Source organism: Pseudomonas furukawaii (assembly GCF_002355475.1).
Taxonomy (GTDB): Bacteria; Pseudomonadota; Gammaproteobacteria; order Pseudomonadales; family Pseudomonadaceae; genus Metapseudomonas; species Metapseudomonas furukawaii.
On sequence record NZ_AP014862.1, the window covers coordinates 5,398,990 to 5,413,120 of the forward strand.

Sequence of the window (14,131 nt, forward strand, 5' to 3'; positions counted from 1 at the left end):
TCAGTTCACCGTCATGGCCATGGCCTGGAGGGGATCGCCGTCATCCCGGCTCGCCAGGGGCGGGTCCAGTCGCCGGGCGTCGTGCAGCCTGTCGACCTGGCGCCCCGGGGCGTGGAGGAAGAGGCGCAGGGGCGTATCGGCGTCCAGCGCCTGCAGCTCGCATTCCCGGGCGATCAGGTCGTCGAGGGCGGACTCGTCGGCGCCCAGGGCCACCGAGCGCACCGAAGTCCAGCGCCCGCCCCGGGCCTGCAGCAGGCTGCCCCGCTCCGGCTCCGCCACCAGGAAGAGGAAGTCGTCGACGCCGATGGCGGCGCGATGGCGGTTGAAGGCGGCCATCAGGTAGGGCTGCACCGACTCCAGCCGCAGCCGGGCGCCCCTGGCCAGGGCCCGCAGGCGGGCCAGCAGCTCCTCCGGCACGGCGGCGGCCAGGCGCGGCAGGCCCGCGGCCTCCGGCGACAGGCGCAGGCTCCAGCCTTCGCCCTGAGCGCCGTAGAGGTCCTCGAAACAGAGCCGGGCGTAGCCCTCCAGTTCGGCGGGACTGCCGATGGCGTCGCTCCAGGGCACCAGGCAGAACCGGGTGTAGTGGCTGGAGAGCAGTACCCGCAGGCGGGCACGGCCCGGCGCAGGGCGCGCCAGCAGCGGCTCCAGGGCCTCCAGTGCGGCGGGCCAGGCGGGGCCGCCGGCCGCCTCGAACACCGCGTGCCCCAGGCACAGGTCGCGACGGTAGAGGCCCAGGCTGCGGGGCCCGATCACGGCGGTCAGGGCCTCAGGCCACAAAAGTGACACGGTTGATCTCCTCCAGCGTGGTGCGGCCTTCCCGGACCAGGTCCAGGGCCGAGGTGCGCAGCAGGCGCAGGCCGCGCTGGACCGCCAGTTCCTTGATCCGGCTGATGGGCTGGCGCTCGATGATGAGTTGGCGCAGGTCGTCGTCCAGGCGCAGCAGCTCGGCGATGGCGGTGCGCCCGCGATAGCCGGTGCCCCGGCAGTGGCCGCAGCCCGGCGAGCGGACGAAGCGGTAGGCGTCGGCGCTGGCCGGGTCGATGCCGGAGAGCGCCAGTTCGTCCGCGTCGGGCTGCACCGCCTCGGCGCAGTGGGGGCAGGCCAGGCGGATCAGCCGCTGGGCCAGCACGGCGTTGAGGGCGGAGACGAAGCTGTAGGGGTCCACCTCCATCTGGGTGAAGCGGCCGATCACGTCGAACACGTTGTTGGCGTGGATGGTGGTGAACACCAGGTGGCCGGTGAGGGCCGACTGCACGGCGATCTGCGCGGTGTCGGGGTCACGGATCTCGCCCACCATGATCTTGTCCGGGTCGTGGCGGAGGATGGAGCGCAGCCCCCGGGAGAAGGTCAGGCCCTTCTTCTCGTTCACCGGGATCTGCAACACGCCGGGAAGCTGGTACTCCACCGGGTCTTCGATGGTGATGATCTTGTCCATGCCGTGGTTGATCTCGGTGATCATGGCGTAGAGCGTGGTGGTCTTGCCGCTGCCGGTGGGGCCGGTGACCAGCACCATGCCGTAGGGCTCGGCGGCCAGCCGGCGCAGGCTGCGCAGGGTGGCGTCCTCGAAGCCCAGGGCCTCCAGGCGCACGCCCTGGACCTGGTCCGCCAGGTCCTGCTTGTCCAGCACCCGCAGCACCGCGTCCTCGCCGAAGATGCTGGGCATGATGGAGACGCGGAAGTCGATCTGCCGGCCGTTGATGCCGATCTTGAAGCGACCGTCCTGGGGCACGCGCTTCTCGCCGATGTCCAGCTCGGCCATCACCTTGACCCGGGAAATCACCTGCTCCGCCAGCTCCGCCCCGGGCACCCGGCTGGAGCCGCCCAGCACGCCGTCGATGCGGTACTTGATGGAGAGGCCGCTGCCGGTCATGCCCAGGTGGATATCGCTGGCGTGCAGCTTGAGGGCGTCGTAGAGGGTGGAGTTGACCAGCTTCACCACCACGCTGGCGTCTTCGCTGATCCGGGCCAGGGAGAGGGTTTCCAGGGCCTCGTGCTCCTGCACCGAACCGGCTTCGGCCTGCAGGGACTCCACGGCGTGGAAGCCCTCTTCATGGCGTTCGAGGAAGGCCGCCAGCTCGCGGGGATGGACCAGGTGCAGCGACGCCCCCCGGCGCTGCTCCTCGACCCAGGCCAGGCGCGCCTCGTCGAAGGGGTCGGCGAAGACCCCGAGGGTGGCGCCGTCCAGTTCCAGCAGCACGAACTCGCGCTTCAGCGCCAGGGCCAGCGGCACCCGCTCGAACAGCGGCACGCCACGGCCGAGGGACTCGAAGGGCAGCACCGGGTAATGCAGGGTGGCGCCGAGGCGACGGGCGAACTCATCCGGTGGCAGGTCGGCCAGCTCGTCCAGGACGTCCACCAGGCGCTGCCCCCGCTCCAGGGAGCGCTTGCGCGCGGCGCGCATCAGCTCCGGATCGAAGCGTTCCGCCTGGGTCTGCGCAGCGAAGCTGTGGCTGTCCATGGTCGTCCCTCCAGGGGCCTGGCGAGCCGGTGGACCGGGATCTCGCCTTCGCCTGGACATACGCACGCATCGTGCCAGCCGTCGGCGACCGCGAGAGAGGCGCTAAGTGGCTGATTTCAAATGGGGATGTTTTCCCCACTGACGGGGGCTCCCCCAAAAACGGGGAAAGGTCCGGTATTGGCCAGATGCCATCCCCCAGATGTGGGGAACGGGACGCATGGGATGCCCATCGTTTGGCCTACAACCCCACCAGTACCTCCACCCTGCCCTTTTCCCGCAGGGCCTCCAGCGCCTGTTCGCGGCTTTCGGCCACGCGCTGGCCGATCAGGTACTGGCGCACCAGGCTGCGGGCGCGGGCTTCGTCGAGGGTGGGGTCCAGCTGCGGTTTCAGGCTCTGGTAGGCGGCATTCACATCCTCGTCGCCGGGCAGCGGGTAGTCGGCCAGCAGGTCGAGCATGCGGCTGGCGGCCAGTTCGTGGCGCAGGTACTCGCGGTAGCCGGGCTCGTCGAAACCGGCCTCGCCCAGCGCACGGGCGAAGCCCTGGGTGTCCGGGAAGGCGGCCTTCATCTCCGCCAGGCTGGCGTCCAGCTCTTCGTCGGAGACCCTGACGCCCAGGCGACCGGCTTCCTGCCAGAGCAGCTCCTTGTCGATGAGCTGCTGCAGGGCCTCGCGTTTCAGCCGCTTGTAGGCCAGCGGACTGCGGATGGCCCCCACCTGGCGACCCTGGATCCGGAGGTAGTCGGCGAAGTGGCGATCCAGGCGGAAGTTGCTGATTTCGGTGCCATTGACCCGCGCGGCGACACCGGTTTCGCCCGCCAGCACCAGCGGGGTGAGCAGGCCCAGCACCAGGCCCAGCCAGGGATTGCCTTTCATGGGCTACATCCTCCTGTCCACCTTGATGAAACGACCCAGGGGACGGAAACCGCCGCCGGCCAGGTCCACCGTGACGATATGGGCGCCGGCCAGGCCGGTGCGCTGGCCGGGGCCGAAGTTCAGGGCCGGGGTCAGGCCGGTCTGGAAACCGTGCAGGCCCTCCAGTGCGCTGACCAGCTTTTTCCGACTGGCCTCGCGGCCGGCGCGCTTGAGCCCCTCCTCCAGCAGGATGGCGGCGCAGTAGGCGCCCACCTGCAAGGCCGCGTGCTGGTTGCCCAGGCCCTGGCTGCGGCGGATCGCCAGCAGCGCCGCCTGGCCCTCGGCTGTCCAGTCGCCGGGCATGAAGGGATAGGCGAGGAAGGTCCGTCCGGAGAAGCGCGGCGGAAGGCGCAGGGCGGCGCCGGCCACCTGGGCCGAGACGGCGAAGAGATAGGGCGACAGGTCCGCCCGGAGCTGATCGGCCAGGCGCGCGAAGTCCTCGGACTGGCCGAGGAAGAACAGGCCCTCGACTCCCTTCGCGGCATGGTTCAGGGTGTCCGCGCCGCCGTCGTAGCCCAGCAGCCTGACCTGCGCCCACCCCTGGTCCATCAGGTGCAGCGCCAGAGCTTCGGCCAGGGGACGCTGGTCGGCGTCCCGGGGATAGGCCACCAGCGCCTCCGGCCGCTCCAGGCCCAGGTCGCTGCTGGCGTAGCCGGCCAGGGCGAAGAGTTGTTCACGCAGGCCCGGCAGGGTGTTGAACACCAGCGGGTTGGCGGTCTCGCCCGCGGCCGGCAGCAAGGGACCGACCAGGGGCACGCCGGCCTCGGCCACCCGGGCCGCGAGGGCGCCATCCCGCGCCGGCACCAGGGGCGCCACCAGGGCGAACACGCCATCCTCCTCCAGCAGCCGTTGCAGGGCCTGCCCGGTGCTCCGCCGGTCCGTGCCCGGATCGCGCACCACCAGGGTCAGTTGCCGACCGTGGATGCCCCCCGCCGCGTTGACCCGCTCGAAGGCGCCCCGCAGCACCGCTTCCACCGTCCGTCCCAGGTCGGCCAGCGGGCCCCGGGTGGGCAACAGGGTGCCCAGGCGCAGCTCGGTTTCCGCCACGCCGGGGTCGCGATCGTCCTCCAGCCGCTTGAGGTAGGCGGTGAGGCTGGCCATGTCGCGCAGGGACATGACGAAGCGCGGCATGGCGGGATCGAGGCGGTTGCCGGCGGGGTCGCGGCCCTCGCCCACCGCCCGGGCCAGGGCGCCCTCGTCGTAGGGGCCGTGGCTGCGGCCGTTGGCGCGAGACTGGCCATAGGGCCGGGTCAGGCGGCTCCAGGTGATGTCCGGCGGCCGCACGCCGCCTTCGGGGCGGCCCCGGCCATCGGCGCCGTGGCAGTTGGCGCAGGGCATCACCCTGGCCGGCACCAGGGTGTCGGCGGCGCCGACCCGGGCGCTGATCTCGCCGTTGGCCGAGCCGACGCCCTCCAGGTAGATGCGCCGGCCCGCCGCTTCCTCCGGCGTGAGCTCCAGCCCCGGAGCCAGGCCGGCCTGGCCGAGCAAGGCGACCAGCAGCAGCGCACGCCACATGACGGGCTCCTCAGCGCCCGGCCACGGGGGGCAGGCCCATGAGTTGCAGGCGCTGGGCGATGGCCTCCACCGGCGCGTCGGGGCGGATCTTGCTCCAGCGCTTGTTGGGCACGTCGCCGGCGATCAGCAGTGTGGAGTGGCCTTCAGGGGTTTCACCCAGCTGGCCGAGGCGAGCCAGCACGAGATCCATGTCGGCCCTGGCGCCGGTGAGGAAGATCCAGTTGGGCGAGTCCACCCCGTGCCGGGTGGCGAAGGCCTTGAGCACCTCGGGGGTGTCGCGCTCGGCATCGCTGGTGAGGGAGATGAAATACACCTCGCGGGCCAGGTCCTCGTCCATGGCCTCGCGCACCGCCTTGAGCTTGCGGGTGATCAGCGGGCAAGCGTCGTCGCAGTGGGTGAAGATCACGTTGAGCATCACCCGCCGCCCCTTGAGCACGTCGCTGTAGAAGCGCAGCTCCCTGCCGTTCTGGTCCTTCAGCAGGGTGTCGGTGAAATAGGACTGGGCGTCACGGGTGCCGCCGCCGGCCAGGGCCCTGGCGGTGGGCTGGGCGGCCAGCGCCTCGCGGGCCGCACGCAGTTCGTCCACCCGCGCCAGCAGCACGGCCGGGTCGGTGAAGCCGTAGAAACGCGTCCACTGCCCGGTCCGGCCGTCGCCCACCATGATCAGCGGCGGGTGTTCCTCGAAGTTCGGGGTGAAGGTGCCGAAGCCCTTCAGCGTTTCGGTGATCGCCTCCTGGCTGCCGGTGACCCAGCGCCAGCCCTCGCCGCCCGAAAAGCGGTCGGCGTATTCCTTGAGGCGCTCGGGCGTGTCCCGCTGCGGGTCGATGCTCAGGGACACCAGCTGGACCTCGCGGCCGGCACGCTCGCCCAGTTGTTTCTGCAGCTTCTGCAGGATGGCGGAGATCACCGGGCAGACCGTGGTGCACTGGGTGTAGACGAAGCCCACCACGCTGATGCGGTCCCCGGCCAGCTCCCGGGACAGGTTCACCGGGCGGCCCTCCTGGTCCACCAGGGGCACGTCGGCCAGGGTGACCCGGGTCTCGGGGGCGTGGGCGCCCGGGTTGGCCGCCACGAGCGCGGCATGTTCCTCGGGAGAGTGAGCGGCGGCGGCGCCCGCCAGCAGCCCCAGGGAAAGCAGTGCGACGCGGAAAACGGAGGTCAGGGAATCCATGGCGTATTCCTCAGGGTGTGGCCTGGGCCGGTACGGCGCGCAGGCTGGCGTAGGGTTGCGAACCGAAGGGCATCGCCAGGGAAACGGAGCCCACGTGCAGGTAGTAGGCGCCGGCCTGGTCGAGTTGCAGCGGTGCCTCGTAGACGCCCTTCTCCACCTCCACCGCGGCCACTTCGGCGGGCCGCGAGGCGGGGGCGCGGAAATAGCGCACCCGCAGGTCCCCGACCCCGGCACGGGGTTCGCCGGCGGTCCCCTGGACCACCCGGAAGCGGGCCTTGGCGGGCTCGCCCAGGGTCACCCGGCCCTGATCGAGGAGGAACTCGACCCGGGGCCGGTCGCGCTGGGCGGCGAGGACCGGGTTGGCCTTGACCTCGGTGCGGAAGCAGTGGGCGATATTGGGCTGGTTGAGGGCCACCGCCAGGTCGAACTCGCCCGGAGCCGGCAGCTTCACCCGGCTGCTGTAGAGCCCGGGTTCCACCTCGCGCATGCTGCGGTCCACCACCCGGGCGGCGCGGGAGCTGTGCCCCCGGTTGAGGTAGCCGGTCATGGGGGCGTTCATGCCCTCCATGTAGAAGTAGGTGGTGTTGTCCACCGGGTTGACCACGAACACCGCGCCCTCGTCGCGGGCCTGGGCCAGGCCATCGGCGATGGGCAGGTCGCCGGCCAGCTTGGGCGCCGCCGGCCCCGCCTCGAAACCCTGGATGATCAGCTGCTTGCCGGCCCCGAGGGACTCCAGGTTGATCATGCTCACCTTGGGCGAGGCCAGGCCGCGCACATAGGCGTAGTCACGGGTGAAGACCAGTTGATAGGGCTCGGCGGTGATCTCGCCGCGCTGGACGATCTCGTCGCTGCCGGCGTCCACCACCAGCACCCGGTCCTCCAGGCTGTTCAGCGCCAGGCCGAAGCGGCCGTCCTGGGTGAAGCGCAGCGGCCCAAGCCCCTTGCCGGCCTCGATCACCTTGCGCACCTTGAGGCTGCGGGCGTCGATCACGGTGAGGGTGCCGGCCTGGCCGTCGCTGACGTAGAGCGCGCCGGACAGGGCGGAGACCGCCAGGGACAGCGGGCTGGGGCCGGTGGGGATGTCCGCCAGCTTCTTCAGGCTGGCGATGTCCACCACGCTCACGCCGCCGGCCTCGCGGTTGCTGATGAAGGCGTGGCGGGAGTCGGCGCTGAAGGCGATCTCGTGGTGCCCGTCGCCGGTGGCCAGGCTGGCCACCGTCTCGCGGCTCCGGGTGTCGATCACGGTCACCCCGCCCCGCTCGCCACGCCGGGCATTGTTGCCGACCCAGAGGTAGCGGCCATCGGGCTGCAGGGCCACGCGCACCGGCTCGGCCCCGGCGTCCAGGCTGGCGACCACCTTGAACTCGCTGGTGTCCACCACGGCCACTTCGCCGGCGCTGGGCATGGAGACGTAGAGCAGGCGGTCGTCCTCGCTGGCGACCCAGTCCATGGGCGGGCGTTTCAGCGGGATCCGCGACAGGGTGCTGGTGATGCCGCCCACGGAGGTGATGGGATCGATGACGGTGAGGGCCGAGTCCTTGTTCATCACCACCAGGTAGTAGCTGTTCAGGTCCACCAGGGCCCGGGCGCTGAGCACGCCCTTCAGGTAGGTGCCGATGCGCATCTTGCACTGGCCGGCCTGGGCCTCCGGCAGGGCCTGGTCGAGCCAGGCGCCGGGCGTCTGGCCGGAGAGCGGCTGGCCGGTGGTGGCATCGCTGAGGCGCAGGCGGATGTCGGCGAACATCCCTTCGGTGAGCACGCCGTCGCTGCCCAGGGGCACCGCCTCGAACTCGATGGCGACGCCATCCCGCACCAGGCGATTGGGGGAATCCCCCGGAGGTTCGGCCTGGGCGGCCAGCGCGGCGGTGACCAGCAGCAGGCTTGCGGCGATCGGTAGGGTATTCACCTGGCATTCCTCCCCTCTTCTGGACCCTGCACCGATGCAGGAGCAATGCCTGTGCCAGGCGGGAAAAACCATTGGGATCAGTGGGTTGCCCTGTTCGAGCGGGATTTTCCCCAGGGCATTCCCCACAGGATTCCCCTGTTGTGGGGGTTGGTGGTGCGCATGGCGCACCCTACGGACAGTCCTTCCCATCCGTAGGGTGCGCTGCGCGCAACCGCGCCTCAGGGCTCGTTGGTCACCCGCAGCAGGCCCCAGATGCCGCCCGCGTTGCCGAAGGCCGCGTAGTCCCGGTAGAGGTAGTCGCCGGGGATGGCGTTGGCGCCGCCGGCGCTGGGCAGCATCAGGCTGAAGTGGGCGGCCGGCAGCACGCTTTCCTGGGCGCCGATGTACAGGGCCGCCGGGTTCAGGCCGAAGCGGGTGGAGCCGATGCCGGACAGTTTCTCCGGATAGCCCCAGACATCCAGCTTCTCGGACAGGAAGGGGTTGAAGGCCCAGAGGTGTCCATCCAGCTGGAAGGTGATGCCACGGCTGCCACCCGAGGGCATGGTCACGTGGGTGCGGAACGGCTGCCCCGGCTTGACCTTGAGCACCGGGGTCACCGGGTCTCCACCCACCAGCGCGTTGCTGTAGGCCTGGTGAGCGTTGGGCACGTCGCCCCAACCCTGGCCCTGGGCGCGGCCGAAGGGCGCGTCCGGCGCCTTGCCGAAGCGGTACCACAGGGGTTCGCTCTTGTAGTTCACGGCCATGCCGGAGTTGTCCTTGGGATCGGCCGGGACGCCGAAGCCCTCGGAGGCCATGTTCTCCACCGGCCGGCCGTTGGCCCAGCGCAGGTTCAGCGACTTGTGCAGGACCAGGGAGAAGTCCCGGTACGGCGTGCCGGACAGCGGCGTCACGGTGGCGGCGGCGCGCATGCCGGCGTCCTCGGTCCAGGTGGCGCCCAGGGGCACGATGCTCATGGCGCCGCCCAGGCCCTTCTGGCCCTGCTTGACGGGATCGGCCGCCAGCAGGTTGAAGCCGCCGAACTCGATGGGCGTGGCGGTGATGTTGTCCACCGCGCGGCCCAACTGGGTCACCGGCTTGCCTTCACGCTCCAGGTGGCCGACGTAGAACTTGTAGGCCCTGGTGGGCCAGGAGCCGCCCGAGGCGCCTCGGGGCGCGACGGTCTGCACCGGGTTGATACCGACGTTGAAGCCGTCCGCCTGGGTGACGTCGTAGGCCAGCAACTGGGTGTGGATGCCCGCGTGGCTGGAGGGGCGCAGCATGTTGTTGTTGAAGGTGGTGGGGCCTTGCGGGCTGTCGCGGTCACGCTTGACCACGCCTTGCAGCACGGCGTAGGTGGGCAGGTCCGGCATGACCGGCGGCAGGCGGTTCTCCAGGGTGATGTTCACGCAGTCGCCAGCGGCGGCGCGCAGCACCAGGGGCTCCACCGGAACGTTGGGCTTGAGCTTGCCGGTGACCGGGTCCAGGTCGGCCTTGCGCACGTAGAGGATGGCGGTGGGGTCATGCAGCGGGCCGGACTGGCCGCCGATGGTGAAGACCTCGCCATCTTCCTCGTCCACCACGGTGACCTGGGGAATGGTCACCGGTCGCGGGTTGAACACCAGGGTGCCGCCCTGCGGATTCAAGGGACCACCGGCGTGCTGGTCGACACCGGCGGGGTCGCCGATGGTCAGGCCCAGGGGGTTGGCGAGGATGTCGTTGGCCAGGGCCACGACGATCTCGTAGTTGCGTTTCACCGTGGTGCGGGTGCCGATGCCACTGGGGTTCGGCGAGGTGCGCGGGCACACGCCGTCGAACTGGGTGGTGTTGCGCGAGGCCACCGGGCGCGGGTTGTTGGGCAGGGCGAAGAGGTCCGCGCGCGGGGTGGTGTAGTTGCGCATCACGCCCCAGATGCCATTCCAGTAGCCCTCGATGGAGGCGTCCATGTTGTACAGGTAGTCCGCCGCCTCGTAGGGGGTGCCGGACATCATGGTCACCGGGGCGACGAAGCCGAACTGCTCGGAGATGCCCACCATCTGCGACGCCTTCCAGCCGGAGTTGCCGGCGCTGCCGAAGCCGGTGCCGCTGTGCAGCCACTTCACGCCGTGCAGGGTGACGTTGTGTTCCTCCTCATGGCCGCCGGCGTGCAGGCGCAGGCGCACATTGTCGCCGGAGTAGCTCCGCAGCATGGGCGTGAAGGGGTCGCCGGGCTGGTCGCCGCCCCGGTTGATATGGGGCGGGAAGCCGGTGCTCGCCCCGGTCGGCCCGGTGGCCGTGGTGATGGCGCTGGGCGCCAGGTTCAGGGCCGGGATGGCGCGGTCGGTGCGGGTCTGCAGGGCGTAGGCGAGATCGCCCGCCAGGCCGTCGGCCTGCATGCCGGGCTTGCCGTCCGGCGCCGGCTTGTTGGGGTCGAACACCCGCAGGGCCACGGGCTCGTTGCGGTAATTGACGACGAACATGCCCGGGTCGTCCACGGAGATGGCCTGCGGGCAGGGCCGGCTCGGGCAGCCGAGGACCTGGCCGCCGGCGACTTCGCGCACCGACTCGAAGAGGTTCGGGCCGGACTGGCGCACGGGCGGGTTGATGGCGTAGCGGAAGCTGTCGGCCGAGGTGGGGTAGGCCGCGGCATCGGGGATGCCGTCAGGTCCGGCGCCGACATAGACGCCCGCCTCGTAGGCATGCTGGAAGTCGCTGTACTCCAGGAAGAACTCGCGGAAGCTGTCGTTCTTGCCGTCGCCGTCCAGGTCGCCGGTGGCGATCACCGCCTGCCAGGAGGTGGGGCCGCCGTCCTGGCGCGCGCTGCTGTAGAGCGGCTGGCCGGTTTCGGCGTGGTACCAGCTGGAGCCGGCCGGCTCGGTGAGCACGGTGGCGTACAGGCCCACCTGCTGGTGGGTGGAGGGACCGAAGTGGTCGTGGGTGAAGATGTTGCCCAGGCCCCGGTCGACGCCATGGGTGTTCACCAGGGGGTCGGCGAACCAGCGTTGCAGGGTGGTGCGGGCCCCCAGCCAGTCGGCCCGGCCGAACTGGCCGAAGTACGGGTGCTGCTTGGCCACCGGGCAGTCGGCGGTGCCGTCGCGGGCATCGCCCTCGGTGCACTGGTTGTAGGCGCGGATGGCGTGGATGCGCTCCACCACGCTGGCCGGCGAGAGGGTGCCGTCTTCGTAGTTCCAGCCATTGGCCGAGCCGTCGGACGAGGTCAGGTCCCACTTCGGCAGGTGGATGTGCTGGCCGATGACGTCGGTGGGGGTGCGCACCTGGTAGTCATCCAGCTCGTAGACCGCCGGGATGAGGTTGGTGTGCTGGTACAGGGTGCAGTCGAAGGTGTTCATCCGCATCACCAGCGGCTCCGGCGGCTGCTGCTTGTTGATCACCGGCCAGGCGTCCTCCCAGAGGGCGAGGATGCGGGTCTGCGGGAAGTGGTAGCCCACCTTGTTGAACACCGCGTCGAACTGGATGTTGGCGGCCTTGTAGATGCGCGGCCGATCGGCGGTGAACACCGAACTGCCCATGAAGCTCTGGCCGCTGCCGGTCTCGCCGCTGTTGTAGCGGCCGGGGCCGCTGGACTGGGTCAGGCGCTTGCCGGTGTCGTCCAGGCAGGGCTCGTTGTAGGGGGCGCCGCCGACCGGCAGGGAGCCGTTGGTGCGGAACAGCCCGGGCTGCACGGCGCCGTCGGGCAATACGGAGAAGCTCGGGTGGCTGGCCTGGGCGTGAAAGGCCATGGCCGACTGCTCGACGTCGTTGCCTTCCTCGGGGAAGAACACCGCCTTGGCGCGGTGGACCACCTTGGAAAAGTCCAGGGCGCTGGTCACCACCTCGGCCTCGCCGCCGGCCGACACGCCGTCCAGGGCGTGACGCGGCAGGCCGCCGTCCCAGCCTCCGGCCTGGGCCGGGTCGATGTTGGCCCAGAGGGCGTCGCCGGAATCCTTCAGGGCCTGGGCCTTGGCGGTGTCCAGCATGTCCAGCGGCGGGGTCGGCGGACGCTGGCCGACGGTGCTCTCGATACCGGCGATCCAGAACGGGAAGCCGGGGTTCTTCAGGCTGCCGTCGGCGTTGCGGTTGGCCTCGCTGCGGTCCACCAGGGCGACCGAGCCCACGGCCCGGCGTTCGTCGGTGCTGTAGGAATCGTCGTCATCGTGCTCGTCGTCATCGTCCTCGTCGGCCAGCAGCTCCTCGCCGTACTTGGGCACCACCACCACCTTGCCCGGCATGGGCGGCAGGGCCTTGCCCGGCAGCGGGACTATGGCGGGGATCGGGGTGCCGGCGACTATCTCGCCATCCGGCAGCGCGCGGGCACCCGGGGCCGGCAGGCCGCTGCGCAGCTCGAAGGGTTCCTCGTGGAATCCGTCTTCGCCCTCCTCCGACACCGCCAGGCGGGTACCTTCCTCGAAGACGTCGTGGATCCGCCACATGCTCCACATGCCCTGGGCGAAGTGCGGGTAGAAGTGGCAGTGGTAGATGGCGTCGCCGGAGGTGCGGTTGCGGTTGCCGGAACCACCGTTGGCGATCTCGTAGGTGTAGCCCGAGCCCGGGCCTATGCCCTGGGCGTCGATGTAGTCGGAGTTGTCGTCATTGGGGTTGAACAGCCACTGGTGCCCGTGCAGGTGGAACACGTGCTGCTCGTAGCCGTTGTGGCTGTTGCGGAAGCGCACGGCATCGCCGATGTAGCTGTGGGCGACGTTGGAGGGCTCGGCGGGGAACAGGGCCATGGTGGCCTTGACCCCGGTGGTGCCTTCCGGCGGAACCTGGCCGGGGAGGATGCTCTCCAGGCCGACGTTGGCGGGCACGTCCACCTGCATGGCGATGTCGCCCACGGTGTGGGCGCTGAGGAAGAACTCCTCGTAGGCGCAGGACAGGCAGTCGTGCATGGGACCGACGCCGAGGCGGTTGGCCACCACTTCGGCGCCGATGCCGCCGGCGCCGTAGTTGATCATGAAGGAGTCGCGGGTGGGCTCCAGGACATGGCCGAACACCGGGTCGTTCCAGTAGCCGGGGAACGCCTGGGCCACGGCGTTCTCGTCATGGAACACCGAGGAGAAGTCGCGGAAGGGCTCCAGCCGGTTGGGCAGCGCCGGATTGCGTTTGCCATAGCTTTCCAGCGGGTAGGTGCTCGCCGGGAAGCTGCCGTCGGGATTGGGGCCCATGACCACGGCATCGGTATCGCTGGCGACGATCTCGCCGTTGTCCATCATGGCGATGATGGGCAGTCCGCCCTTGCCTTCCTCGGTCCAGGGCGACGCCTGGGGATAGCGGGCCTCGTAGTCGATGATGGGCTGGCCGGCCGGCGTGCGGCCGGTGGTGGCCAGGCGCATCTCTTCTTCGGTGATTACGTTGCGGTAGGTGCGGGCGCCCCTGGGCAGGACCACCACCTGGGCGAACAGGCCGTTGGCGGTGTTGCCGCCGCTGCCCTCGCCGCCGAAGGTGGCGCCGTAGCTGCTGGCGGCGAAGGCGCCTTCACGCTCGGCATAGAGGGTGTAGCTGCGGCTGCCGCCGGGCGGGATAAGGCTGTTGTCGTTGCGGCCGGCGTTGCTGGCGATATCCCCCGCCGCGTTCACCGCCTGCATGCCGTTCACCTGCAGCCCCACATGGCGGTCGGCCACCTGCTCGTCCTTCTTGAACAGCGGGTCGTCCGGGTTGTTGGGGTTGGCCTGGTAGGCCAGCAGGTTCTGCAGGTTGATGGTCAGGCAGTCACCCGCGGCCACCCGCAGCACCAGCGGGCGCGGACGCTTGTCCGGGCGCAGGGCCACCTCGCCGGGCACCGCGGCGCCGCCCTGGGTGAGGGGCACCTCGTTGCGGTCCACCACGTCGCGGCGCAGGGCGAACATCATGCCGTTGACGTTCTGCGCCCCCAGGCGGTTGAACATCAGCGGCTGGTCGAGGGCCACCACGTTGGCCACCACATTGCGCTGGCACTGCGCCGCCTCGGTATTCCCTCCCGGCCAGGTGACGCCAAGCAGCGCCAGCACGCCGGAAAGAAGAAGGAAAGGGCCCGGAACCAGGGTTCGACGGGTGGGTTCTCGGCTCGGTACGCAGGTCCGTTTCATCTTGGCTGACCTCGGTCTCAGGTGCAGGGATGCCAATGAGGGCAAGGCAGTCCGAGCAATGCCTGTGCCATCATCGAAAGACCTTTTCTTTCAATTAGTTGCGTGCAGAAACCCAGAACAGGCCAGTATTTCCCCACCCGATTCCCCACCC

General features: G+C 70.2%; 7 protein-coding genes and 1 pseudogene. All 8 read right to left on the reverse strand.

Going from position 1 to position 14,131, the window contains the following annotated elements; all coding sequences use genetic code 11:
• The 8 genes and pseudogenes from KF707C_RS25105 to mnxG all read right to left on the reverse strand — a co-directional run bounded on the left by KF707C_RS25105 (position 1) and on the right by mnxG (position 13,980).
• Positions 1-786 (reverse strand): hypothetical protein, encoded by a 786-nt coding sequence (locus KF707C_RS25105; protein WP_003451936.1) that lies wholly within the window; start codon positions 784-786, stop codon positions 1-3.
• A complete protein-coding gene (locus KF707C_RS25110) occupies positions 767-2,458 on the reverse strand; it encodes a GspE/PulE family protein (protein WP_003451935.1) in 1,692 nt (563 codons plus the stop codon). The genes KF707C_RS25105 and KF707C_RS25110 overlap by 20 nt, the downstream gene beginning before the upstream one ends.
• 238 nt (positions 2,459-2,696) lie before the next feature.
• Positions 2,697-3,332 (reverse strand): SurA N-terminal domain-containing protein, encoded by a 636-nt coding sequence (locus tag KF707C_RS25115; RefSeq protein ID WP_003451928.1) that lies wholly within the window; start codon positions 3,330-3,332, stop codon positions 2,697-2,699.
• A 3-nt stretch (positions 3,333-3,335) separates the two neighbouring features.
• Positions 3,336-4,886, reverse strand: coding sequence for a cytochrome c/ABC transporter substrate-binding protein (locus tag KF707C_RS25120; protein ID WP_003451926.1), 1,551 nt, complete (start codon positions 4,884-4,886; stop codon positions 3,336-3,338).
• Between the two features lie 10 nt (positions 4,887-4,896).
• Positions 4,897-5,472, reverse strand: a complete 576-nt coding sequence (locus KF707C_RS29550) for an SCO family protein (protein WP_394296132.1) — start codon at positions 5,470-5,472, stop codon at positions 4,897-4,899.
• Positions 5,449-6,057: pseudogene (locus KF707C_RS29845) on the reverse strand (SCO family protein); the annotation flags it as partial. The pseudogene KF707C_RS29845 and the gene KF707C_RS29550, both read right to left, overlap by 24 nt.
• A 10-nt stretch (positions 6,058-6,067) precedes the next feature.
• Positions 6,068-7,963 carry a YncE family protein gene (locus tag KF707C_RS25130; protein WP_003451922.1) on the reverse strand — a complete coding sequence of 632 codons (1,896 nt, stop codon included), beginning with the start codon at positions 7,961-7,963 and terminating at the stop codon, positions 6,068-6,070.
• Between the two features lie 218 nt (positions 7,964-8,181).
• Positions 8,182-13,980, reverse strand: a complete 5,799-nt coding sequence (gene mnxG / locus KF707C_RS25135; protein ID WP_003451921.1) for a manganese-oxidizing multicopper oxidase MnxG — start codon at positions 13,978-13,980, stop codon at positions 8,182-8,184.
• Positions 13,981-14,131: the final 151 nt, after the last annotated feature.